This is a genomic window from Pseudomonas savastanoi (assembly GCF_020917325.1).
GTDB lineage: Bacteria > Pseudomonadota > Gammaproteobacteria > Pseudomonadales > Pseudomonadaceae > Aquipseudomonas > Aquipseudomonas amygdali.
Genome location: NZ_CP076652.1, coordinates 2,103,700 through 2,126,964 on the forward strand (window position 1 = coordinate 2,103,700; position 23,265 = coordinate 2,126,964).

A 23,265-nucleotide genomic window follows, 5' to 3' on the forward strand; every position below is an offset into this window, starting at 1 on the left:
GGGGCTTTAGCTCAGCTGGGAGAGCGCCTGCATGGCATGCAGGAGGTCAGCGGTTCGATCCCGCTAAGCTCCACCAAATTTAGCGTTTCAGAGCGCTGCTACACTGCTCTGGGGCGATGTGAAACAAACGGATCCAGCGACCGTTTGTTTTGTAAGAAGGTTTTGTCCCCTTCGTCTAGTGGCCTAGGACACCGCCCTTTCACGGCGGTAACAGGGGTTCGAGTCCCCTAGGGGACGCCAGTTTCATCGAGTGATACTTCAACGTTGATCTCCGCCGCGAGGCGATAAATCCGGGGCTTTAGCTCAGCTGGGAGAGCGCCTGCATGGCATGCAGGAGGTCAGCGGTTCGATCCCGCTAAGCTCCACCAAATTTGCCAGGGTTCATCGTTCGATGAACCTGACTGAAGGTTTTGCGTCCCCTTCGTCTAGTGGCCTAGGACACCGCCCTTTCACGGCGGTAACAGGGGTTCGAGTCCCCTAGGGGACGCCACGATTTCCCGCTCTGCGGGACCAAGGGTCATTCGATTATTGAATGGCCCTTTTGTTTTTTCAGGGTTTGAAAAATCCTTCCTTTCAGATTCTTGCTGTTTCCATACACAAATCCAACTGACCCTCGCGCCAATGCTTCGGTGGCCTGCATCAGATGACGCAAGGCGTCACGTCTGTACTGCATCATGCCTCGCCGAAGTTACTGCACATAAAAACGCTTTTTTCGCCACGATGGCACTCGCAGAACCCCAAGTGTGACGCGTAGCGCCACAAAGAGGACGCAGAGCGTCCAGAACTGCATGCCGACGCGGAGCATCGGCACGATAGTCAACATTACGGGCATTGCAGACCGTCGTGTGAACGAGGTTAATGACCCGCTACACTCTCCGCACACCAAATTCACTCAAGCAGGAGCACGCATGGTCTGGGATCGGGCAACGCCTTTCGTCATTGATCTGAACGTCTGCGCTGAAGACATCGACGGGCTGGGGCATGCCAATAATGCCGTGTACGTCTCCTGGCTGGAGCGCTGCGCCTGGCGGCATTCGCAGTATCTGGGCCTGGACCTGACCGAGTACCGGCGTCTGGACCGGGCCATGGCGGTGGTCAGGCACGAGATCGACTACCTGGCCAGTGCCTATGAGAACGACGAACTGCAACTGGCGACCTGGATCGTCGATTGGGATCGCCGCCTGAAAATGACCCGTTGCTTTCAGCTCAAGCGGCCCGCCGACAACCTGACGTTGCTGCGCGCGCAAACCACCTTTGTCTGTATCGAGCTGTCCAGTGGGCGACCCAAGCGCATGCCTGCCGAGTTCATTGACGGCTACGGCGCAGCCATCCCTGACGGCACCGTTCCCAATCCGCACGCCGGGCAGTAAACTGCCGGACTTTTTTCGAGTGTGACTCATGCAAATTGCTCTGGCGCCCATGGAGGGGTTGGTCGACGACATCCTGCGCGATGCCCTGACGAAAGTAGGTGGTATCGACTGGTGCGTGACTGAATTCATTCGGGTGTCCGAGCGTTTGATGCCTGCACACTACTTTTACAAATACGCTTCGGAATTCCACAAAGGCGCGAAGACCGACGCAGGCACGCCGTTGCGGCTCCAGCTGTTGGGCTCCGACCCAGCATGTCTGGCCGAGAATGCCGCGTTCGCCTGTGAGTTGGGTGCACCGGTACTGGACCTCAACTTCGGCTGCCCGGCCAAGACCGTCAACCGCTCGCGTGGCGGCGCAATTCTGCTCAAAGAGCCGGAACTGCTGCATTCCATTGTCAGCCAGGTACGCCGTGCGGTACCCAGGCATATTCCAGTGACCGCCAAGATGCGCCTGGGTTACGAAAACACCGATGGCGCGCTGGACTGTGCCCGGGCACTGGCTGACGGCGGGGCAGAGCAAATCGTCGTTCATGCGCGCACCAAGGTCGACGGTTACAAGCCGCCCGCGCACTGGGAGTGGATTGCGCGCATTCAGGAGGTGGTCAAGGTCCCCGTGGTGGCCAACGGTGAAATCTGGACCGTTGATGATTGGCGTCGTTGCCGGGAAATATGCGGCGCACGCGACATCATGATTGGTCGCGGGCTGGTGGCGCGCCCTGATCTGGCCCGGCAGATTGCTGCGGCACAGAAGGGGGAAGAGGTCGTGCCGATGACCTGGGACGAGTTGCAGCCGATGCTGCGCGCTTTCTGGCAGGCCTGTTTGATTAAAATGACGCTCATTCAGGCGCCGGGTCGTCTCAAGCAGTGGTTGGTGCTGCTGACCAAGAGCTACCCTGAGGCGACCCTGATGTTCAATGCGCTACGCCGCGAAACCGACTGTGATCGAATCGGTGTGATGTTGGGCTGCCTGCCCAGCGGCTTACCCCAAAGCTAACCCCGACGAACGGTCAAAAAAAACCTGAAAAAAGTCTCTTGAAAAGTGAATGGGTATCCCTATTTTGGTGATCAAGCGATGCCGGATACGGGTCGCGTAAACCACTCGCTGACAAACAGGAGAACTTATCATGGCGACTGCATTTTCACTGGCCCCACTCTTTCGTCATTCCGTGGGTTTCGACCGCTTCAACGACCTTTTCGAGTCGGCAGCACGAAATGAGACAGCCAGCGGTTACCCTCCCTACAACGTGGAGCGGCATACCGATGATCATTACCGGATCGTGATTGCTGCAGCAGGCATGCAAGAGCAGGACCTTGAACTACAAGTCGAGAAGGGCGTATTGACCGTGATCGGCAACAAGCGCGAGCAGGAAGCCGACAACGTGACCTATCTGCATCAGGGTATTGCCCGGCGTGAATTCAAGCTGTCGTTCAGGCTGGCCGACAATATCGAGGTCAAGGGTGCCGACCTGTCTCATGGCCTGTTGAGCATCGACCTGGTGCGCAACGTGCCGGAAGAAGCAAAACCAAAGCGCATTCCGCTCAATACCCAGAAAGTACTGGGCAGCTAATCAGTTGTTCTATAGAAGAGGCGCCTTCGGGCGCCTTTTCTGTCTTCACTCCAGAGACGCACTTTCCTGTAACTGCCGCTTGAGCTGCAGCAGGTTCTCGAACTGCGGCCCCGGCAGCGGTTCGCTGAACAGGTAGCCTTGATAGTTGTAACAGCCCACTCTTTCCAGGAACGCCAGCTGCTCCGGCGTTTCGACGCCTTCAGCGATGACGTTAAGGTTGAGGCTCTGAGCCATGGCCACGATGGCGCGAATGATTTCTGCATCGTTGGGGTCGCTGGTGGCGTCCTGAACGAAGGACTGGTCAATCTTCAGCGTATCCACCGGCAAGCGCTTGAGGTAAGTCAGTGAGGAGTAGCCGGTGCCGAAGTCGTCCATCGCAAAGCTCACGCCCAATTCTTTCAGGCTGCGCATTTTGAGGATCGTGTCATCAAGGTTCTGGATGACAATGCCTTCGGTGATTTCCAGCTTGAGCATGGAGGCAGGCAACTGGTGCAACTTGAGGCTGTGTTGCACACGCTCGATAAAATCGTTCTGGCGGAACTGACGCGGGCTGATATTGACGCCCATCAGGAATTTGTTTTTCGAGATCAGCCCCTGCTTTAAAAGCAGGCCGCCGGTTTTGCAGGCTTCGTCCAGAATGTGGCTGCCGACCTCCAGAATCATCCCGCTTTCTTCAAGTATCTGGACAAACTGATCAGGCGACAGCAACCCGTATTCGGGGTGGTCCCAGCGCAGCAGCGCCTCTGCGCCGGTAATGTACTGGTCCCGGCAATCGATCTGGGCCTGGAAGTGCAGCTGGAATTCGTTGCGGGTCAGCGCCAGTCGCAAGTCGTTTTCAAGACGCAGGCGCTGGCTGACGGCCTGCTGCATGGACACATGGAAAAACTGTGACGCATTGCGTCCGGAATCCTTGGCGCGATACAGCGCAATATCGGCCCGTTTGAGCAAATCGGCAGGGGCCAGGCCATCGTCCGGAATCAGAACGATGCCGATGCTCGGCGTGACCTGCAGGCGATGACCGTCGAGGAACATCGGCTCGGCCAGCAGCTCGCGAAGGTTATCGGCCAGCACGCGGACCTGCTGAGTGACTTCATCGCGGGTGCCGTCAAGCCCGCAGATCAGCACCACGAACTCGTCACCGCCCAGGCGGGCCACGGTGTCCTCCTGGCGTACGCTGGCCTCCAGGCGCGCGGCGATGATGCTCAGCACGCTGTCGCCCACCGGGTGGCCGAGTGAGTCATTGATGTGCTTGAAATGGTCCAGGTCGAGAAACAGCAGGGCACCGCGCAGGTTCTGGTGCTGGAGCAGCGAGACTTGCTGGCTGAGGCGGTCCATCAGCAGTGCGCGGTTGGGCAGCCCGGTGAGCGGGTCGTGATAAGCCAGATGCTGAACCTGTGCCTGGGCGGTTTTCAGCTGGCCGATGTCTCGGGCGTTCATCAGCAGGCAGGCGGTATTGTTCAGGGTGATGAACTCGACCGAGATGTCCAGCACCAGAGGCGCGCCGTGCTTGTCCTGGCCATTCATTTCGCGATGATGCACGCGGCCTTTCTGGCGTAGCTCGTCAATCATGTATTCGCGCTGCACGGTGTCGGACCAGATACCGATTTCGTGGGCGGTGCGCCCCACGACTTCCTGGGCGCTGAAGCCGGTCAGGCGACAGAAGCCGTCATTGACCTCTACATAGCGGCCTGACTCGATTTCAGTGATGGTGATCGAGTCCGGGCTTGAGTGAAATGCCTTGGCAAACTTCTCCTCGCTGGCCTCCAGCGCCGACTGGACGCACTGTTGAGTGATGTCCAGCACGGTTCCGGACAGCTTCACGGCCTGGCCATGTTCATTGCGATAGATTCGTGCACGGCTTTCAAGCAGTCGCGATGTGCCGTTTTGCAATTGAAACCGGTAGGTCACCTGGAGGCAGTCCTGCTGGTTTTCCAGTGCTGCAGCATAAACTGCGCGCATGCGCCGGCGCTCTTCAGCGGGCAGGCTGCCGAAGAACTGCCGGCCATCCTCGTCGAAGGGCAGTGCCGCCATGCCGTGCAGCGCAGACGCACGGGCCGAGGCTTGCAGCCGGTTGCCGGTGATGTCCAGATCCCAGGTGCCCATCTGCGCCAGTTCCAGCGCCAGTTCCAGACGGTCCCGGGTTTGCTGGAGGACGCGCTCCGCGCCTGTCGGCGGCAGACTGGGGGCGGCTGCCTGTGCAGGGACTTTCAGCACGGAGTTATCCGGTGGGTTGGACATGTGATCACGAGCCTTTAATCGAAAGAACCGATAGAGCGATCAGTCTGCGGTTTGCAGCATGATCTACCCACTATGTCTGCGCATCGAGCAGTTTCATGAATGCTCTTGCTGCATTCGATAGCGTGCGTTCGGTATGCAGGATGTAGCCTAGCTGGCGATTGAGTTGCACGCCCGGTAATGGAATGCGCGCCACTTGTTCGTCAAGCATGGTGCGTGGCAGAACGCTCCAGGCAAGGCCGATGGACACCATCATCTTGATGGTCTCCATATAATTGGTACTCATCGCGATGTTGGGCTTGAGGCCCTGGGCTTCGCACAAGCCGCTGACAATGTGATGGGTAAACGTGTTACCGCCCGGAAATACTGCCGGATAGCGCACGACATCCTCCAGTTTCATGGGGCCGCTGTTGGCCAGCGGATGTTCCGGTGCCGCGACGAAGTCCAGCGGGTCGTCCCACACGGGCACGGCGCGGATCAGCGTATGCGGTTCGGGTGCGAGTGTAATGACTGCCAGTTCGGCGCGCCCGTGAAGAATTTCCTCATAGGCAATTTCCGAGTCCAGGAACTGAATGTCCAGTGCGACCTTTGGATAGGTACGGGTAAATGCCCGTAATACCGGGGGCAGGCGATGCAGACCGATGTGATGACTGGTCGCCAGAGTCAGCCGTCCGGTGACTTCGCCGGTCAGGTTGGTCAGCGCGCGGCGAGTGTCATCCAGCACGTTGAGAATCTGATAGGCACGCGGCAGCAGGGCGCGCCCGGCCTCGGTGAGGCTGACTTCCCGACCCAGGCGGTCGAACAGGCGCACATTCAATTGTTGCTCCAGACCGGCAATGCGCTTGCTGATGGCCGGTTGAGTCAGGTAGAGGCGTTCGCCTGCCCCGGAAAAGCTACCGGTCTCGGCGATGGCAATAAAAGCATTAAGGTTGGCGAGATCCATGGTCGGATTCCATTTGGTTATCCAAAGTATGAAAATTATGAATTTGAGTTATTTAAGCATATTCCATAGGATGACCGCACAAGCCAAAGGGTCATCGTCACGATTGCCCAAGGCATAGAAACAAGCTGATGAGGAAGTACGTCCGATGGCCGGGAAAACGCTCTACGACAAGCTCTGGGATTCGCATTTGGTCAAGCAGCGCGACGACGGTTCGGCGCTGATCTACATTGACCGCCATATCATCCACGAAGTGACCTCGCCGCAAGCGTTCGAAGGCCTGCGGCTGGCAAAGCGCAAGCCATGGCGGATCGACTCGATCATCGCCACGCCTGACCATAACGTGCCGACCACATCGGAACGCAAGGGGGGTATCGACGCCATTGAAGATCAGGTGTCGCGGCTGCAGGTGCAGACCCTCGATGACAACTGCGACGAGTACGGCATTACCGAATTCAAGATGAACGACCCGCGTCAGGGCATCGTTCACGTGATCGGCCCGGAGCAGGGCGCAACCCTGCCAGGCATGAGCGTGGTCTGCGGTGACTCGCACACCTCGACCCACGGCGCATTTGGTGCGCTGGCGCACGGTATCGGCACTTCCGAGGTCGAGCACGTGCTCGCGACTCAGTGCCTGGTTGCCAAGAAAATGAAAAACATGCTGGTCTCGGTCGAGGGGCAACTGCCGTTTGGCGTGACAGCAAAAGACATCGTGCTGGCCGTTATTGGCAAGATCGGTACGGCAGGTGGTAACGGTTACGCCATCGAGTTCGCCGGCAGCGCGATTCGCGACCTGTCGATCGAAGGCCGCATGACTATCTGCAACATGTCCATCGAAGCCGGTGCCCGAGTCGGCATGGTTGCCACCGACGAGAAGACCGTCGAGTACGTCAAGGGTCGTCCGTTTGCCCCTAAAGGTGCGGAATGGGACCTGGCAGTCGAGGCCTGGAAGGATCTGGTTTCCGACGCTGATGCTGTATTCGACACCGTGGTCAGGCTGGACGCTGCGCAGATCAAGCCACAGGTCAGCTGGGGCACTTCGCCGGAAATGGTGCTTGCCGTCGATCAGAGCGTGCCGGACCCTGCGCAAGAGCCCGATCTGGTCAAGCGTGGCTCCATCGAGCGCGCCTTGAAGTACATGGGCCTGAAAGCCAATCAGCCGATCACCGATATCCAGCTGGACCGGGTGTTCATCGGTTCCTGCACCAACTCGCGGATCGAAGACCTGCGCGCGGCTGCCGACGTCGCCAAGGGCCGCAAGGTGGCTGCGACCATCAAGCAGGCCATCGTGGTGCCGGGTTCGGGCCTGATCAAGGAACAGGCCGAGAAGGAAGGGCTGGACAAGGTGTTCATCGAAGCCGGTTTTGAATGGCGTGAGCCGGGCTGCTCGATGTGCCTGGCGATGAACCCGGACCGCCTGGGTTCCGGCGAGCACTGTGCATCCACGTCCAACCGCAACTTCGAAGGCCGTCAGGGCGCTGGCGGCCGCACGCATCTGGTAAGCCCTGCGATGGCTGCCGCGGCGGCGGTCAATGGCCGTTTCATTGACGTTCGCGACTTGATCCAGCTCTGAGGAATCCAGCATGAAAGCCTTTACCCAGCACAATGGCCTGGTCGCTCCTCTGGATCGTGCCAATGTCGACACCGACCAGATCATCCCCAAGCAGTTTCTCAAGTCGATCAAGCGCACGGGTTTTGGCCCGAACCTGTTCGATGAGTGGCGTTATCTGGATGTGGGGCAGCCGTATCAGGACAACTCCAAGCGTCCGCTGAACCATGACTTCGTGCTCAACCACGAGCGTTATCAGGGTGCAAGCGTGCTGCTGGCCCGGGAAAACTTCGGTTGTGGCTCCAGCCGCGAGCACGCGCCGTGGGCCCTGGAAGAGTATGGTTTCTGCGCGATTATTGCGCCGAGTTATGCCGACATCTTCTTCAACAACAGCTTCAAGAACGGCCTGCTGCCGATCATTCTGTCTGAAGCCGAGGTCGACGAGCTGTTCAAGCAGGTCGAGGCCAGCCCCGGCTACCAGTTGAGCATCGATCTGCAGGCACAGACCGTGACCCGCCCCGACGGCAAGGTGCTGAGCTTTGAAATCGATGCGTTCCGCAAACACTGTCTGCTCAATGGCCTGGACGACATCGGCCTGACGCTGATGGACGCTGACGCCATTGCCAGTTTCGAAAGCCGGCACCGCGCCAGCCAGCCGTGGCTGTTCCGCGACTGATTGATTCATCGCAACCTGTCTGTTTGCCAGCAAGGGGCTCTGCGCCTTGCTGGCAAAAGTGTTTAAGACAGGTGATAAATTTTTCGCCGCTGCGAGCGTTATAAACAGGCGTTGTTCACGACGCCGATGCACAAAATCGAGGATGTTATGAGCAAGCAGATTCTGATTCTCCCAGGTGATGGTATTGGTCCGGAAATCATGACCGAAGCGGTCAAGGTGCTGGAACTGGCCAACGAAAAGTATCAGCTGGGTTTTGAATTGACCCACGACGTGATCGGCGGCGCAGCCATCGACAAACACGGCGTGCCGCTGGCAGACGAGACCCTGGATCGTGCCCGTGCGGCCGATGCCGTACTGCTGGGCGCAGTCGGCGGCCCGAAATGGGACACCATCGAGCGCGACATTCGTCCTGAACGCGGTCTGCTGAAAATTCGTTCGCAACTGGGCCTGTTCGGCAACCTGCGTCCGGCGATCCTCTACCCGCAACTGGCGGATGCGTCGAGCCTCAAGCCGGAAATCGTTGCCGGTCTGGATATCCTTATCGTCCGCGAACTGACCGGTGGCATCTACTTCGGCGCGCCACGCGGCACTCGCGTGCTGGATAATGGCGAGCGTCAGGCCTACGACACGCTGCCTTACAGCGAAAGCGAGATCCGCCGCATCGCCAAGGTCGGTTTCGACATGGCCATGGTGCGTGGCAAAAAGCTCTGCTCGGTGGACAAGGCCAACGTGCTGGCGTCCAGCCAGCTGTGGCGCGAAATCGTCGAACAGGTGGCCAAGGATTACCCTGAAGTCGAACTCAGCCACATGTACGTCGATAACGCCGCCATGCAGCTGGTTCGTGCGCCCAAGCAGTTCGATGTAATCGTGACCGACAACCTGTTCGGCGACATTCTGTCCGATCAGGCGTCGATGCTCACCGGTTCCATCGGCATGCTGCCTTCGGCTTCGCTGGACACCGCCAACAAGGGCATGTACGAGCCTTGTCATGGTTCGGCGCCGGACATCGCCGGCAAAGGCATTGCCAACCCGCTGGCGACCATTCTGTCGGTGTCGATGATGCTGCGTTACAGCTTCAACCTGACCGATGCGGCTGATGCCATCGAGAAGGCGGTCAGCGTGGTACTGGATCAGGGCATTCGCACCGGCGACATCTGGTCGGAAGGCAAAGTCAAAGTCGGTACGCAGGAAATGGGCGATGCAGTAGTCGCCGCGCTGCGGAATCTGTAATCTCTCTGGCCCGCCGCCTGCTGTGCATGCGCAGAGCGGTGGTCCCACTTTTATTCAAGGTGTAGTTGCGATGAAACGTGTAGGTCTGATCGGTTGGCGTGGCATGGTCGGTTCCGTGCTCATGCAGCGGATGCGGGAAGAGCAGGACTTCGATCTCATTGAGCCGGTGTTCTTCACTACTTCCAATGTCGGTGGCCAGGCGCCTTCGGTGGGCAAGGATGTTGCGCCGCTGAAAGACGCCTACAGCATCGACGAGCTGAAAACCCTGGACGTAGTGCTGACCTGTCAGGGTGGCGACTACACCAATGAGGTGTTCCCCAAGCTGCGCGAAGCCGGCTGGCAGGGTTACTGGATCGATGCCGCCTCCAGTCTGCGCATGCAGGATGACGCCGTTATCGTGCTTGACCCTGTGAACCGCAAGGTCATCGATCAGCAGCTGGACGCGGGCACCAAAAACTATATCGGCGGTAACTGCACGGTCAGTCTGATGCTGATGGGCCTGGGCGGTCTGTTCGACGCCGGGCTGGTCGAGTGGATGAATGTCATGACCTATCAGGCGGCCTCCGGCGCCGGCGCGCAGAACATGCGTGAGCTGATCAGGCAGATGGGTGCCGTGCATGCCTCGGTGGCCGATGATCTGGCCAACCCGGCCAGCGCCATTCTGGACATCGACCGCAAGGTGGCTGAAGCCATGCGCAGCGAGTCGTTCCCTACCGAGAACTTCGGCGTGCCACTGGCGGGTAGCCTGATCCCGTGGATCGACAAGGCGTTGCCGAACGGCCAGAGCCGCGAAGAGTGGAAAGGTCAGGCCGAGACCAACAAGATTCTCGGTCGCTTCAAGAGCCCGATCCCGGTCGACGGCATTTGCGTGCGCATCGGCGCCATGCGTTGCCACAGTCAGGCGCTGACCATCAAGCTGAACAAGGATGTGCCGATTGCGGACATCGAAGGCTTGATCAGCCAGCACAACCCGTGGGTCAAGCTGGTGCCGAACAACCGCGAAGCCAGCATGCACGAGCTGAGCCCGACTGCCGTGACCGGCACCATGAGTATTCCGGTGGGCCGTTTGCGCAAACTTAACATGGGTTCGCAGTACCTGGGCGCTTTCACCGTGGGTGACCAGTTGTTGTGGGGCGCGGCAGAACCGCTGCGCCGCATGCTGAGGATACTGCTGGAGCGTTGATGCTTCGGTTTCACACGAAACCCGCTTCCTGAAAGGGCAGCGGGTTTTTTATGGGCGGTGGTTTTTATATCTGACGCTTCCCAATATATGGGATTGAAATTTACATATTGAGATAACTGTTACAACAGGTTTATAGTCGGTCTGCACTCACTTCCAATAAAACAACAGGTGAAGCAATGCAGGCGCAATTGATCGCACTCGATTGGGGGACCACCTCACTTCGTGCTTATCGACTTGGCGAGCACGGCCAGGTATTGGAACAGCGCGCCTTGAGCGCGGGCATCATGCAGCTGCCGACCACGCCGCGCCTGATTGCCGGGCAGTTGTGCAGTGACGGCTTCGAGCTGGCTTTCGATCAGGCCTGCGGCGACTGGCTCGATGCCCAGCCCGGCCTGCCGGTCATCGCCTGTGGCATGGTCGGCAGCGCACAGGGCTGGCGCGAGGCGGCTTACCGGGAAACGCCGGCCAGCGTCAATGAGCTGAGCGCAGCGCTGCAGACGGTGCGCAGCGTGCGCGGCGTGACGGTGCACATCATCCCCGGCGTCCTGCAACGCTCGACCCTGCCCAACGTCATGCGTGGCGAAGAAACCCAGGTGCTGGGTGTGCTGGCCGGCCTCGACGCCGGGCAGAGCAGCCAGCAGCTGCTGATCGGTCTGCCCGGCAGCCACTCCAAATGGGTGCAGGTAGAACGGGGTCGCATTGTTCACTTCGACACCTTCATGACCGGCGAGGTCTACGCCGCGCTCTGCGCGCACACTATTCTGGGACGCACCATGCAGCCTTCGGAGGCGTTCGACGAGCAGGCGTTTGACCGCGGCTTGTCGATTGCCCTGTCCGACGCGGGCTCTGCCGGGCCGCTATCGACGATTTTCAGCACACGAACGCTCGGCCTTACCGGGCATTTGGCTGCCAGTGCGCAACCTGACTATCTTTCCGGCCTGTTGATTGGCCATGAACTGGGCGCCATCGCCAGGCTGCATCTGCACAACCACGAACAATTGCCTGCGGTGATCCTCATCGGCAGCGATTCGCTGTGCACGCGCTATGCACGCGGGCTGGCCGTTTGTGGCTTTCCCGGCGTGACATTGGCCGAGCAGGCGACCGAGCGCGGCCTCTGGCAGGTCGCCGTTCAAGCCGGTCTGATCGCGCGCCGCTCGTCCCAACACATTCGAGAGGTTTGACATGCTCAAGCAAGCATTGAAGGAAAACGGTCTGGTCGCAATCCTGCGCGGCCTGCGTCCCGAGGAAGCGCCTGCGATTGGCGATGTGTTGTACGAGGCCGGGTTTCGAGTCATCGAGGTGCCGCTCAACTCTCCACAGCCGTTCGACAGCATCCGTTTGTTGCGCCAGCAACTGCCAGCCGATTGCCTGATCGGTGCGGGAACGGTGCTGACCCCGGAGCAAGTGACTCAGGTCAAGGATGCCGGAGGCCAGGTGATTGTCATGCCGCACAGCGACGCCAAGGTGTTACGTGCCGCCAAGGCTGCCGGGCTGTTCCTCTCACCGGGCGTGGCGACGCCGACCGAAGCCTTTGCCGCGCTGGCCGAAGGAGCTGATGTACTGAAGCTGTTTCCTGCCGAGCAGATGTCGCCCGCGGTGGTCAAGGCGTGGCTGGCAGTATTGCCCAAGGGCACGATTCTGTTGCCGGTCGGGGGGATCTCGCCGGACAACATGAAGGTGTTCCTTGACGCAGGTGTGAAAGGCTTCGGCCTGGGCTCCGGGCTGTTCAAGCCAGGCATGAGCGTCGCCGACGTTACTGAGCGCGCCCAAGCCTATGTGGCTGCCTGGAAGCAGCACAGCGCAGCGCTTGCAGACTGACCGGCTCCGGTAGTCGTTATCCAATAAGAGAATCAACAAGAGAAACCGCACCCATGAAAATCACCAAACTCACCACGTTCATCGTTCCGCCGCGCTGGTGCTTCCTCAAGGTCGAGACCGACGAGGGCGTTGTCGGCTGGGGCGAGCCAGTGGTCGAAGGCCGCGCGCACACAGTGGCCGCTGCTGTGGAAGAACTCTCCGATTACCTGATCGGCAAGGACCCGCGCAACATCGAAGACATCTGGACGGTGCTGTACCGCGGCGGCTTCTACCGGGGTGGGGCGATCCACATGAGCGCTCTGGCAGGCATCGATCAGGCGTTGTGGGACATCAAGGGCAAGGCTCTGGGCGTTTCCGTCAGTGACCTGCTCGGTGGTCAGGTGCGTGACAAGATTCGTGTCTATTCGTGGATCGGTGGTGATCGTCCTGCCGACACGGCGCGGGCTGCGAAAGAAGCGGTCGGACGTGGTTTTACTGCGGTGAAAATGAACGGCACCGAAGAGCTGCAATTTCTCGACACCTTCGACAAGGTCGACCTGGCGCTGGCCAACGTGGCTGCCGTGCGCGATGCCGTCGGGCCGAATGTCGGCATCGGTGTGGACTTCCATGGCCGGGTTCACAAGCCCATGGCCAAGGTGCTGATGAAGGAGCTGGACGCCTACAAGCTGATGTTCATCGAAGAGCCGGTGCTCAGCGAGAACTATGAAGCACTGAAGGAGCTGGCACCGCTGACCAGCACGCCGATTGCCCTGGGTGAGCGGCTGTTCTCACGCTGGGACTTCAAGCGCGTGTTGAGCGAAGGTTATGTCGACATTATCCAGCCTGATGCGTCCCACGCCGGTGGCATCACTGAAACCCGCAAGATCGCCAATATGGCCGAAGCGTATGACGTCGCGCTGGCGCTTCATTGTCCGCTCGGGCCTATCGCGCTGGCGGCATGCCTGCAACTGGACGCGGTTTGTTACAACGCCTTCATTCAGGAACAGAGCCTGGGCATTCACTACAACGAAAGCAACGATCTGCTCGATTACGTGAAGCACCCGGAAGTCTTCGACTACGACAAGGGCATGGTCAAGATTCCCAACGGGCCGGGCCTGGGCATCGAGATCAACGAAGAATATGTCATCGAACGCGCGGCCATCGGCCACCGCTGGCGCAACCCGATCTGGCGCCATGCCGATGGCAGTTTTGCCGAGTGGTAGAGCACAGTAAATCCCCGTAACCATCGTTCCCGCGCTCTGCACTCAGCGTTATACATAAGTCCTGAGAAGCCCGTAGATCGGGCTTCTGCCCGGAGGGCGTGGGAGCGAACCTGTTCGCGAAGAAGGTAGTTCAGCCGATGCGTTTTTGGGGAATGCACTGGCCCTTTCGCGAACAAGTTCGCTCCCACGGCCTTCAGCCAGAATCAAAAGCGGATTTGTATAGCACTGAGCGCGGGAGCGTGGGAACGAGAGCTCGCCAATCGAAACACAGACCTCAATAAATCCAACAAGAGGCTACATTCCATGCGCACTCGAACTCTTGAGGGTGCGGCATCCCTGGTGACGCCGTCCCGCAAACGTTTCTTCATCATGGTGCTGCTGTTCATTACGGTGGTGATCAACTACCTGGACCGCAGCAACCTGTCGATTGCCGCTCCGGCGCTGACCGCCGAGCTGGGCCTTGATACGGTTCACATCGGGCTGATCTTCTCCGCGTTCGGCTGGACCTATGCCGCCATGCAATTACCTGGTGGCTGGCTGGTGGACCGTGTGCCGCCGCGTATCCTTTACACTGCGGCGCTGCTGCTGTGGTCCATCGCGACCATCATGCTTGGTTTTGCCGCCAGCTTTATTGCGCTGTTCGTACTGCGTATGGCGGTCGGTGCGCTGGAAGCACCTGCCTATCCGATCAACAGCCGTGTCGTGACCACCTGGTTTCCCGAGCGCGAGCGGGCTACCGCCATTGGCGTCTATACCTCGGGGCAGTTCGTCGGCCTGGCATTTCTGACCCCGGTGCTGGCCTGGTTGCAGGCGCACTACGGCTGGCACATGGTGTTTGTCGCCACCGGTGGCGTCGGCGTGTTGTGGGCGCTGATCTGGTACACGGTGTATCGCGAGCCGCGTGACTTCAAAGGCGTCAATCAGCAGGAAATCGACCTGATCAAAGAGGGCGGCGGTCTGGTAGACATCCAGAAGGATGTCGAAAAGCAGAAGCAGGGTTTCAGCTGGCTGGACCTGGGTATTGTGTTGAGCAAGCGCAAGCTGTGGGGGATCTATCTGGGGCAGTTCTGCCTGAACTCCACGCTATGGTTCTTCCTGACCTGGTTCCCGACCTATCTGGTGAAATACCGCGGCATGGATTTCATCAAGTCCGGGCTGCTGGCGTCGTTGCCGTTTCTTGCGGCATTTGTCGGCGTACTGTGTTCTGGGTTCTTTTCCGACTGGCTGATCCGTCGCGGGCATAGCGTGGGCTTTGCGCGCAAGTTGCCAATCATTGCCGGGCTGCTGATCTCGACCTCGATCATCGGTGCCAACTTCGTTGACTCCACCCCGTTGGTCATCACCTTTCTGGCGCTGGCATTCTTCGGCAACGGTCTGGCGTCGATCACCTGGTCGCTGGTATCGACCCTGGCCCCGGCGCGCTTGCTGGGCCTGACTGGCGGCACGTTCAACTTCATCGGCAACCTCGCCGCCATCGCCACGCCGATCGTGATCGGCTTTCTGGCAACCGGTGACTCGTTTGCGCCGGCCATCACTTACATTTCGGTACTGGCATTGCTGGGCGCGCTGTCGTACATCCTGCTGGTAGGCAAAGTAGAGCGTATCGAGCTCTGATGTCGACGTATCTGGATGCTGGCGGCGATAATGCCGTCAGCTTTTCGATCCGCCCCTTTTATGAAAATGGCCTGTCATGCACAACGATTCGATCATCCCTGAAAAAATTACCGGCAAAGAACCGGCGCCGACAGGGACCCAGACTCTGCTGCGCGGGCTTGGCGTGGTGCAGGCGGTGGCCGGTGGTGCGCGGGACCTGAAGGAAATCGCCCGGCTGATCGGCACCACACGCAGCACCACTCACCGTCTGGCCAGTTGCCTGGTCGAAGAGCGCTACCTTCGGGTGGTGCCTCAAGTGGGTTATCTGCTCGGACCGAAACTGATCGAGCTGGGGTTTCAGGCGCGCGAAGAAGTGCCACTGGCAATGCTCGCCCGGCCATATCTGGATCGGCTGTCGGAGCTGACGGGCGATACGGTGCATCTGGCGGTGCGGGAAGGTGACGACGTGCTTTATCTGCACAAGAACCCTGGTCGCAATGGCCCGGAAATGCGCTCGCGGGTCGGGCATCGCATGCCGCTGGTGCGAACCGGTATCGGCAAGGCGTTGCTGCTGGATAGCGGGTTGCCGGAGTGGCAGCGCTTGTATGACGCCAGCATGCCGAGCAGTGGCAGGAATCCGCTATGGCCTGCTCATGAGCAGCAAACCTGGGAGCAGTTGCAGGCGCGAAGGGAAGAATATGTGCAGGGAGGGTATGCGTTCGATCTGGAGGACAACGAACCGTCGATCCGTTGCGTTGCAGCGCCGGTACGTGATGCCAGCAAACAGATCGTTGCCGGCATCAGTGTCGCCAGTACCGTGCCCTACATGCCGCTGGAGAAGATGGCCGAGCTGGTCCCGCTGATCAAGCAGATAGCAGCGGAACTCTCGGCCGATCTCGGCGGCTGATTCGCAGTGAATCAGGCCTGCAGCGTGGCCATGTCGATCACGAAGCGGTATTTCACGTCACCGGCCAGCATGCGCTCGTAGGCTTCGTTGATGTTGCGGATATCGAGCATTTCGATGTCGCAGGTGATGTCGTTCTCGGCGCAGAAATCCAGCACTTCCTGAGTTTCAGCGATACCACCGATCAGCGAACCGGCCAATACGCGACGGCTCATCACCAGGTGGGCTGCATGGACTGGCGGCTCGACCGGTTCGATCAGACCGACCAGAATGTGCACGCCGTCAAAGCGCAGCGTCTCCAGGTAGGGGTTCAGGTCATGCTGAACCGGAATGGTGTCGAGCAGAAAGTCGAAATGACCGGCAGCGGCTTTCATCTGTTCAGCGTCGGTGGACACGATCACATGATCTGCACCCTGACGACGTGCTTCCTGAGCCTTGGCTGCGGAGCGAGTGAACAGGGTCACTTCAGCGCCCATTGCCTTGGCGAACTTGATGCCCATGTGGCCCAGACCACCCATGCCCAGAATACCGACCTTGTCGCCAGACTTCACACCGTAGTGCTTGAGCGGTGAATAAGTGGTGATGCCTGCGCAAAGGATTGGCGCAGCAGCGGCCGGGTCGAGTTTCTCTGGAATGCGCACAACGAAATGCTCGGCGACCACGATGCTGTTGGAGTAGCCACCCATGGTGTTGCTGCCGTCCACGCGGTCAGGCGTGGCGTAGGTCATGGTCGGACCTTCCAGGCAATACTGCTCGAGATCCGATTTACAGGCCGAGCATTCGCGGCACGAATCGACCATGCAGCCAACACCGACCAGATCGCCGACCTTGTATTTGCTGGCGTTGGCGCCAGTGGCGGTCACGCGACCGACAATTTCATGGCCAGGCATCAGCGGGTAAACAGCGATGCCCCATTCGTTGCGCGCCTGGTGAATGTCGGAGTGGCAGACGCCGCAGTAGAGGATTTCGATGGCAACGTCGTCGGCACGCGGAGCGCGACGTTCGAAGGTCATCGGGGCGAGGGGGGCGGTAGCTGACTGTGCGGCATAACCTATTGCTGTGTACATGTTTGACCTCGCAAGGTGTTACGGAATAGAGGCGATCAATTGTCCTGATACGTGTCCTTCGTGGCTATGGTGAATCCTACGTGTTTCATGCCTATTCCTCCGGCCTGACGTTTCAGGGTCGGCTATGAAGCGCAAATCTGCGATGATACAGTTGTCTGTTTCTCTGTCAGGCTGCTCCCATGACGTTACCTGTTGTTATTGATGGCAATGCCACGCTTGTCTCCTTGATCCAGCCGCTGGCAGTGCGTCCCGGCTTTGTGGCGACGCATTTGCCCGAGGTTCGCGTGCTTTCGGCGTTTGGCTATGTCGCCAGCAGCCCGCAGATTTACGAGCCGAGCCTGATGATCGTCGTGCAAGGCAGCAAGGTCGCCTGCCTGGGGCCACGTACGTTTGAGTATGGCACCGGGCATTACCTGATTCAGGCGCTGTCTGTGCCGTTCAAGTGCGAGACCTTCGCCACCCCGGACAAGCCGTTGTATGGCGTATCGGTAGCCATCGACCGCGTGCTGCTTGGCGAGTTGGTGCAAGCGATGGGCCCGGCCAGCGGCCAGGAAAGCCAGATGCAGACCCCGGAGTCGATGACCTCGGTGCGCATCGACTCTGCGATGCGTGACAGCGTCGAACGCCTGCTGCGTTGTCTGCACGATCCGCTGGAGTGTCAGGCGATGGGGCAATCAAGGATTCGTGAGGTGCTGTACAGCGCGCTGCGTGGACCGCAATCAGGGGTTTTGCGTGCGCTGGTCGAACAGCAGGGGCAATTCGCACGTATTGCTTCGGCGGTAACCTATCTGCATGAGCACTATGATCACGCGCTGAACGTCGACACGCTGGCCAGTTGCGCAAACATGAGTACCTCGACCTTTCACGAGCACTTCAAACGCAGCACCTTGTTGTCACCGGTGCAGTACCTGAAACGTCTGCGCCTGCTCAAGGCCCAGCAACTGCTGGTGGCCGACGGGCTGAATGTGTCGCAGGTCGCGCTCAGGGTCGGCTATCAGAGTGCGTCGCAATTCAGCCGTGAATACAAACGTTACTTTGAGCGCAGTCCGGGAGAAGAGGGCTGCAGGGTTTAACGGCAAGCTACAAGCGGCAAGATCAGCGCCTGTAACTTGCCGCTGCCTTACATATTCGGGTAAGTCGGCCCGCCAGCGCCTTCCGGTGCAACCCATGTGATGTTCTGCGAAGGGTCCTTGATGTCGCAGGTCTTGCAGTGCACGCAGTTCTGCGCGTTGATCTGAAAGCGCTTCTCGCCATCTTCTTTAGTGATGACTTCATACACGCCAGCTGGGCAATAGCGCTGGGCAGGCTCGTCGTACAGCGGCAGGTTCTTGCTGATCGGGATGCTCGGGTCGGTCAGCTTCAGGTGGCAAGGTTGTTCCTCTTCATGGTTGGTGCTGGAGAGGAATACCGAGCTGAGCTTGTCGAAGCTGAGCTTGCCGTCGGGTTTCGGGTAATCGATTTTCTTTGAGTCCGCTGCCAGCTTGAGGCAGGCGTAGTCCGGCGTGGTGTCGTGCAGCGTGAACGGCAGCTTGCCGCCAAAGATGTTCTGATCGATGAAGTTGAAGGCGCCACCCTTGATCGCGCCGTATTTGTGGATCGCCACGCCAAAGTTGCGGCTGGCGAACAGCTCTGCATGCAGCCAGCTGGCCTTGAAGGCATCGACGTAGGAGGTCAGCACGTCTCCGCCTTCCTTGCCGGCGAACAGCGCATCTGCAACCGACTCGGCTGCGAGCATGCCGGACTTCATTGCCGTGTGGCTGCCCTTGATCTTGGCGAAGTTCAGGGTGCCAAGGTCGCAACCGATCAACGCGCCGCCAGGGAATACCATCTTCGGCAGTGAGTTCAGGCCGCCCTTGGCAATGGCGCGTGCGCCGTAGCTGATGCGTTTGCCGCCTTCAAGGTACTGTTTGATGACCGGGTGGTGCTTGTAGCGCTGGAATTCGTCGAACGGCGACAGGTACGGGTTGCTGTAGGACAGGTCGACGATCAGGCCGACTACCACCTGATTGTTCTCCAGGTGGTACAGGAACGAGCCGCCCGGATTGGCGTCGTCCAGTGGCCAGCCTGCGGTGTGCACCACCAGGCCCTGTTCATGCTTCGCCGGGTCGACTTCCCAGATTTCCTTCAGGCCGATGGCGTAATGCTGCACATCGGCTTCGTCGTCGAGGTTGAAGCGCTTGAGCAATTGCTTGCCGATGTGACCGCGGCAGCCTTCGGCGAACAGCGTGTACTTGGCGCGCAGTTCCATGCCGGGGGTGTACAGGCCTTCCTTGGGGTTGCCTTCGCGGTCGACACCCAGATCGCCGGTGACGATGCCGCGCACTACACCGTTTTCGTCGAACAGCGCTTCCTGAGCGGCAAAGCCCGGGTAGATTTCCACACCGAGGTTTTCAGCCTGCTGGGCGAGCCAGCGGCACAGGTTGCCCAGGGATATGATGTAGTTGCCATGGTTGTGCATGGTCTTGGGGACGAAAAAGTCCGGAATTTTCTGCGCCTTTTCGGCGTCACGCAGGACGTAGATGTCATCACGCTTGACCGGTGTATTGAGCGGAGCGCCCAATTCCTGCCAGTCTGGAAACAGCTCGTTCAGCGCGCGCGGTTCGAACACGGCACCGGACAGGATGTGTGCGCCGACTTCGGAGCCTTTTTCCACCACGCAGACGCTGATTTCCTGCCCGGCTTCAGCGGCCTTCTGTTTAAGGCGGCAAGCGGCAGAAAGCCCGGAAGGGCCGGCTCCGACGATGACGACGTCGAATTCCATGTATTCGCGTTCCACAGGCTATCTCCTACGTTCAAGGCTCACGGTGTTTTTATGGGCGCTGCTTTATGAGTCGCTGCAGGCCGACGCAGGAGGTGTTGAGCACCACCCGTCTTTTAATGGCACGCATTATATCTACACCACTGCATGGGTCCAATACAAACGTTTGTTTGAATTGCCCGCAGCCCAGATAAATCAAAGACACCAGACTCGGAACTGGCCGATTTGGCGTATTGACCGGAAAAGGCGTTGCGGTCAATATACGGGCGGTTTTGCGTTTGCCGTAGGCTGAAACGAGGCACCTGCGTTGCAGGAAGTCTCTCAAAAGGCATCAGGCGGACGCGGTGCAGGCAACAGGTCAACGTCGCACGGCGCATTTTACACACCCTGCCGCTGCTTGACGGGTGACTCCCGGCTTTTATATGGCTTTTTAAAGTCGCCCGGGCGGCCTGCACGCATTGCGATTGCTTGTTGAGGACACATATCGATCGTCTGGCATCGCCAGGCGACTTCTTTTCACCGGAGAGTGAGGAATCCATGAAGGTTCTTGTAGCTGTCAAACGAGTGGTCGACTACAACGTCAAGGTTCGCGTCAAGGCGGACAACTCCGGCGTCGATCTTGCCAACGTCAAAATGTCCATGAACCCGTTCTGCGAAATCGCTGTTGAAGAAGCGGTGCGCTTGAAAGAGAAGGGCGTGGCAACGGAAATCGTGGTCGTCACCATTGGTCCGACCACTGCTCAGGAGCAACTGCGTACTGCGCTGGCGCTGGGTGCAGACCGTGCCGTGCTGGTCGAGTCTGCCGAAGAACTGACCTCTCTGGCCGTGGCCAAGCTGCTCAAGGCAGTAGTCGACAAGGAGCAGCCACAACTGGTGATCCTTGGCAAACAGGCTATCGACAGCGACAACAACCAGACCGGCCAGATGCTGGCTGCGCTGAGTGGCTACCCGCAAGGTACGTTCGCCTCCAAGGTTGAAGTCTCCTGTGACAAGGTTGCCGTGACCCGTGAAATCGACGGCGGCCTGCAAACTGTTTCCCTGACCCTGCCAGCCATCGTGACCACGGACCTGCGTCTGAACGAGCCGCGCTACGCTTCGCTGCCCAACATCATGAAAGCCAAGAAAAAGCCGCTTGAAGTGCTGACCCCGGATGCACTGGGCGTTTCCACGGCATCGACCAACAAGACCCTCAAGGTTGAAGCACCGGCTGCACGCAGCGCGGGCATCAAGGTCAAATCGGTGGCTGAACTGGTCGAGAAACTGAAAAACGAAGCGAAGGTAATCTAAATGACGATCCTGGTTATCGCTGAACACGACAATGCGACCGTAGCCCCGGCTACGCTCAATACCCTGGCTGCCGCGCAGAAGATCGGCGGTGACATCCACTTGCTGGTTGCCGGTTCAGGCGTAAGCGCCGTTGCCGACGCCGCCGCCAAAATTGCCGGCGTGGCGAAAGTGCTGGTGGCCGACAACGCTGCCTACGCACATCAATTGCCTGAAAACGTTGCGCCACTGGTCGTAGAACTGGCTGCGGGTCATAGTCACGTTCTGGCTGCTGCAACCTCCAACGGCAAGAACATCCTGCCGCGCGTTGCCGCGCAGCTGGATGTCGATCAGATCTCCGAGATCGTTTCGGTGGTCTCGGCCGACACCTTCACCCGCCCGATCTACGCCGGTAACGCCATTGCCACCGTGCAGTCCACTGCCGCGATCAAGGTCATCACCGTGCGTGCCACCGGTTTCGATCCGGTCGCTGCCGAGGGTGGTTCGGCTTCTGTTGAAGCGGTTTCGGCTGCTCACGATGCGGGCAAGTCCAGCTTCGTCGGCGAAGAACTGGCCAAATCCGATCGTCCAGAACTGACGGCAGCCAAGATCGTCGTATCCGGCGGTCGTGGCATGCAGAACGGCGACAACTTCAAGCACCTGTACACGCTGGCCGACAAGCTCGGTGCTGCAGTGGGGGCTTCCCGTGCTGCGGTCGATGCCGGTTTTGTGCCCAACGACATGCAGGTCGGCCAGACCGGCAAGATCGTTGCGCCTCAGCTGTATATTGCTGTCGGTATTTCCGGTGCCATTCAGCATCTGGCCGGCATGAAAGACTCCAAGGTGATCGTTGCGATCAACAAGGATGAGGAAGCTCCGATCTTCCAGGTGGCCGATTACGGGCTGGTGGCTGATTTGTTCGAAGCCATTCCCGAGCTGGAGAAGCTGGTTTAAGCCACGCGCTTCCACTATAAAGAGAACCCGTTCCGTTCGGGGGTTGTGTGCCGGCAGGTTGCTTGCGGTACATAGGCCCGGATCGAGCGGGTTTTTTTATCGGGTATCAAAAGGACTTTTCATGGTGCACCCCCGGCTGCTGTCTTCGCTTTTTCTCGGGCTGATCATGCTGCCTACGCTGTCATTCGCTGCCAGCAAGTGCGAGCGTCTGATTGTGACCGGCAGTCCGGACGCGCCGCCTTATCTGTGGCGTGATCCTCAGGACCCACGTCATCTGATGGGCGCCAATGCCGATCTGCTGACACAGGCGGCAGGTGAGCTGGGTATCAAGGTCGAGTTCCTGTACGGCGGCAAGCGCAGTCAGGCACTTGAGGAGGTGCGCACCGGGCGCATGGACTTGCTGGCGGACGCGCCGTTCAATGCAGCGCAGCTTGAGTCGCTTGATTACATTCATCCGCCGATTGTGCAGAACGACATCATGGTCTGGACGCGTCACGATCACAGCGTACCGTTCAATACCCTGGCCGAGCTGCACGATCATCCTGGCGCCATGTCGGAAAAGACCCGATTGACGCCTTCATTCGAGGCTGCGGCCAAGCAGCATCTGACCCTGACACGCCTGCCAGGCCTGACCCCGGCTTTTCAGAAGCTGGCGCTGGGTGAGGTGGATTACGTGCTTGCCGGTCGTTACGCCGGGATGGTCATGGTGCAGACGCTGGGTCTTTCTGCAGACCTGGCTGCGCAACCCTTGCCGGTCGATACGCCCGGGTTTTATCTGGCGTTGTCGTTCAATTCGGCCTGCAACGAACCATGGTTGCGCGGACAACTGGCGAAAAAGATGACAGAATCGGCCGCCTCCGGCCTTGCGGGTGATGTCATCAGGCACAACCTGGAGTTGTGGAAAGCCCAACTGTTGCAACCTGCCAGCGCCAGCGCACCAGACAAGTAGGGATGT

At 59.3% G+C, this 23,265-nt stretch carries 20 protein-coding genes and 4 tRNA genes; 20 read left to right on the plus strand and 4 right to left on the minus strand.

What is annotated here, in order from left to right; translation table 11 throughout:
- The 7 genes from KP808_RS09135 to KP808_RS09165 all read left to right on the plus strand — a co-directional run bounded on the left by KP808_RS09135 (position 1) and on the right by KP808_RS09165 (position 2,938).
- Positions 1-76: transfer RNA gene (locus tag KP808_RS09135), tRNA-Ala, on the plus strand.
- An 88-nt stretch (positions 77-164) separates the two neighbouring features.
- Positions 165-240, plus strand: a tRNA-Glu gene (locus KP808_RS09140).
- Between the two features lie 52 nt (positions 241-292).
- A tRNA-Ala gene (locus tag KP808_RS09145) sits at positions 293-368 on the plus strand.
- Positions 369-414: 46 nt separating this feature from the next.
- A tRNA-Glu gene (locus tag KP808_RS09150) sits at positions 415-490 on the plus strand.
- A gap of 418 nt (positions 491-908) precedes the next feature.
- Complete coding sequence (locus tag KP808_RS09155; protein WP_122258710.1) at positions 909-1,370, plus strand: acyl-CoA thioesterase; 462 nt, start codon at positions 909-911, stop codon at positions 1,368-1,370.
- A gap of 28 nt (positions 1,371-1,398) precedes the next feature.
- Positions 1,399-2,364: a tRNA dihydrouridine synthase gene (locus KP808_RS09160; RefSeq protein WP_230018199.1), complete on the plus strand. Its 966-nt coding sequence runs from the start codon at positions 1,399-1,401 to the stop codon at positions 2,362-2,364.
- Positions 2,365-2,494: 130 nt separating this feature from the next.
- Entirely contained in the window at positions 2,495-2,938 is a 444-nt protein-coding gene (locus KP808_RS09165) for an Hsp20 family protein (protein ID WP_058400450.1), read from the plus strand.
- Between the two features lie 45 nt (positions 2,939-2,983).
- Here KP808_RS09165 and KP808_RS09170 read toward each other — a convergent pair whose 3' ends face one another.
- Both KP808_RS09170 and KP808_RS09175 read right to left on the minus strand, forming a co-directional pair.
- On the minus strand, positions 2,984-5,176 hold the full coding sequence (locus KP808_RS09170; protein WP_058409245.1) for a putative bifunctional diguanylate cyclase/phosphodiesterase: 2,193 nt from the start codon (positions 5,174-5,176) through the stop codon (positions 2,984-2,986).
- Between the two features lie 70 nt (positions 5,177-5,246).
- Positions 5,247-6,116 carry a LysR family transcriptional regulator gene (locus KP808_RS09175; protein ID WP_002552953.1) on the minus strand — a complete coding sequence of 290 codons (870 nt, stop codon included), beginning with the start codon at positions 6,114-6,116 and terminating at the stop codon, positions 5,247-5,249.
- Positions 6,117-6,261: 145 nt separating this feature from the next.
- Between KP808_RS09175 and leuC the strand changes: the two genes are divergently transcribed.
- From leuC to KP808_RS09220, 9 genes are all read left to right on the plus strand, one after another.
- The gene (gene leuC / locus KP808_RS09180) at positions 6,262-7,686 is read left to right on the plus strand and encodes a 3-isopropylmalate dehydratase large subunit (RefSeq protein WP_219171241.1); all 1,425 of its coding nucleotides are present in this window, start codon (positions 6,262-6,264) and stop codon (positions 7,684-7,686) included.
- Positions 7,687-7,696: 10 nt separating this feature from the next.
- Entirely contained in the window at positions 7,697-8,338 is a 642-nt protein-coding gene (gene leuD, locus KP808_RS09185; RefSeq protein WP_005732380.1) for a 3-isopropylmalate dehydratase small subunit, read from the plus strand.
- Between the two features lie 147 nt (positions 8,339-8,485).
- A complete protein-coding gene (leuB, locus tag KP808_RS09190; RefSeq protein ID WP_004658980.1) occupies positions 8,486-9,568 on the plus strand; it encodes a 3-isopropylmalate dehydrogenase in 1,083 nt (360 codons plus the stop codon).
- A gap of 70 nt (positions 9,569-9,638) precedes the next feature.
- Complete coding sequence (gene asd, locus KP808_RS09195; RefSeq protein WP_002552957.1) at positions 9,639-10,751, plus strand: aspartate-semialdehyde dehydrogenase; 1,113 nt, start codon at positions 9,639-9,641, stop codon at positions 10,749-10,751.
- Positions 10,752-10,927: 176 nt separating this feature from the next.
- Positions 10,928-11,932 (plus strand): 2-dehydro-3-deoxygalactonokinase, encoded by a 1,005-nt coding sequence (locus KP808_RS09200; protein WP_230018201.1) that lies wholly within the window; start codon positions 10,928-10,930, stop codon positions 11,930-11,932.
- Between the two features lies 1 nt (position 11,933).
- Entirely contained in the window at positions 11,934-12,569 is a 636-nt protein-coding gene (locus KP808_RS09205) for a 2-dehydro-3-deoxy-6-phosphogalactonate aldolase (protein ID WP_002552959.1), read from the plus strand.
- Between the two features lie 53 nt (positions 12,570-12,622).
- Positions 12,623-13,771, plus strand: a complete 1,149-nt coding sequence (dgoD, locus tag KP808_RS09210; RefSeq protein ID WP_004667510.1) for a galactonate dehydratase — start codon at positions 12,623-12,625, stop codon at positions 13,769-13,771.
- Between the two features lie 303 nt (positions 13,772-14,074).
- Positions 14,075-15,385: an MFS transporter gene (locus tag KP808_RS09215; RefSeq protein WP_002552961.1), complete on the plus strand. Its 1,311-nt coding sequence runs from the start codon at positions 14,075-14,077 to the stop codon at positions 15,383-15,385.
- 76 nt (positions 15,386-15,461) lie between these two features.
- A complete protein-coding gene (locus KP808_RS09220; protein ID WP_230018203.1) occupies positions 15,462-16,271 on the plus strand; it encodes an IclR family transcriptional regulator in 810 nt (269 codons plus the stop codon).
- Positions 16,272-16,282: 11 nt separating this feature from the next.
- Here the strand turns inward: KP808_RS09220 and KP808_RS09225 are convergent, their stop codons facing one another.
- Complete coding sequence (locus KP808_RS09225; protein WP_230018210.1) at positions 16,283-17,335, minus strand: NAD(P)-dependent alcohol dehydrogenase; 1,053 nt, start codon at positions 17,333-17,335, stop codon at positions 16,283-16,285.
- 179 nt (positions 17,336-17,514) lie between these two features.
- On the opposite strand from KP808_RS09225, the gene KP808_RS09230 reads away from it, so the two are divergent.
- The gene (locus tag KP808_RS09230; RefSeq protein ID WP_058400453.1) at positions 17,515-18,408 is read left to right on the plus strand and encodes an AraC family transcriptional regulator; all 894 of its coding nucleotides are present in this window, start codon (positions 17,515-17,517) and stop codon (positions 18,406-18,408) included.
- A gap of 47 nt (positions 18,409-18,455) precedes the next feature.
- Here the strand turns inward: KP808_RS09230 and KP808_RS09235 are convergent, their stop codons facing one another.
- A complete protein-coding gene (locus KP808_RS09235; RefSeq protein WP_058400454.1) occupies positions 18,456-20,111 on the minus strand; it encodes an electron transfer flavoprotein-ubiquinone oxidoreductase in 1,656 nt (551 codons plus the stop codon).
- 519 nt (positions 20,112-20,630) lie between these two features.
- On the opposite strand from KP808_RS09235, the gene KP808_RS09240 reads away from it, so the two are divergent.
- From KP808_RS09240 to KP808_RS09250, 3 genes are all read left to right on the plus strand, one after another.
- Positions 20,631-21,380 (plus strand): electron transfer flavoprotein subunit beta/FixA family protein, encoded by a 750-nt coding sequence (locus KP808_RS09240; protein ID WP_230018212.1) that lies wholly within the window; start codon positions 20,631-20,633, stop codon positions 21,378-21,380.
- Positions 21,381-22,310 carry an electron transfer flavoprotein subunit alpha/FixB family protein gene (locus KP808_RS09245; protein ID WP_058400456.1) on the plus strand — a complete coding sequence of 310 codons (930 nt, stop codon included), beginning with the start codon at positions 21,381-21,383 and terminating at the stop codon, positions 22,308-22,310. It abuts the gene before it with no gap.
- 121 nt (positions 22,311-22,431) lie between these two features.
- Positions 22,432-23,259 carry a substrate-binding periplasmic protein gene (locus KP808_RS09250; protein WP_058409240.1) on the plus strand — a complete coding sequence of 276 codons (828 nt, stop codon included), beginning with the start codon at positions 22,432-22,434 and terminating at the stop codon, positions 23,257-23,259.
- Positions 23,260-23,265 lie beyond the last annotated feature (6 nt).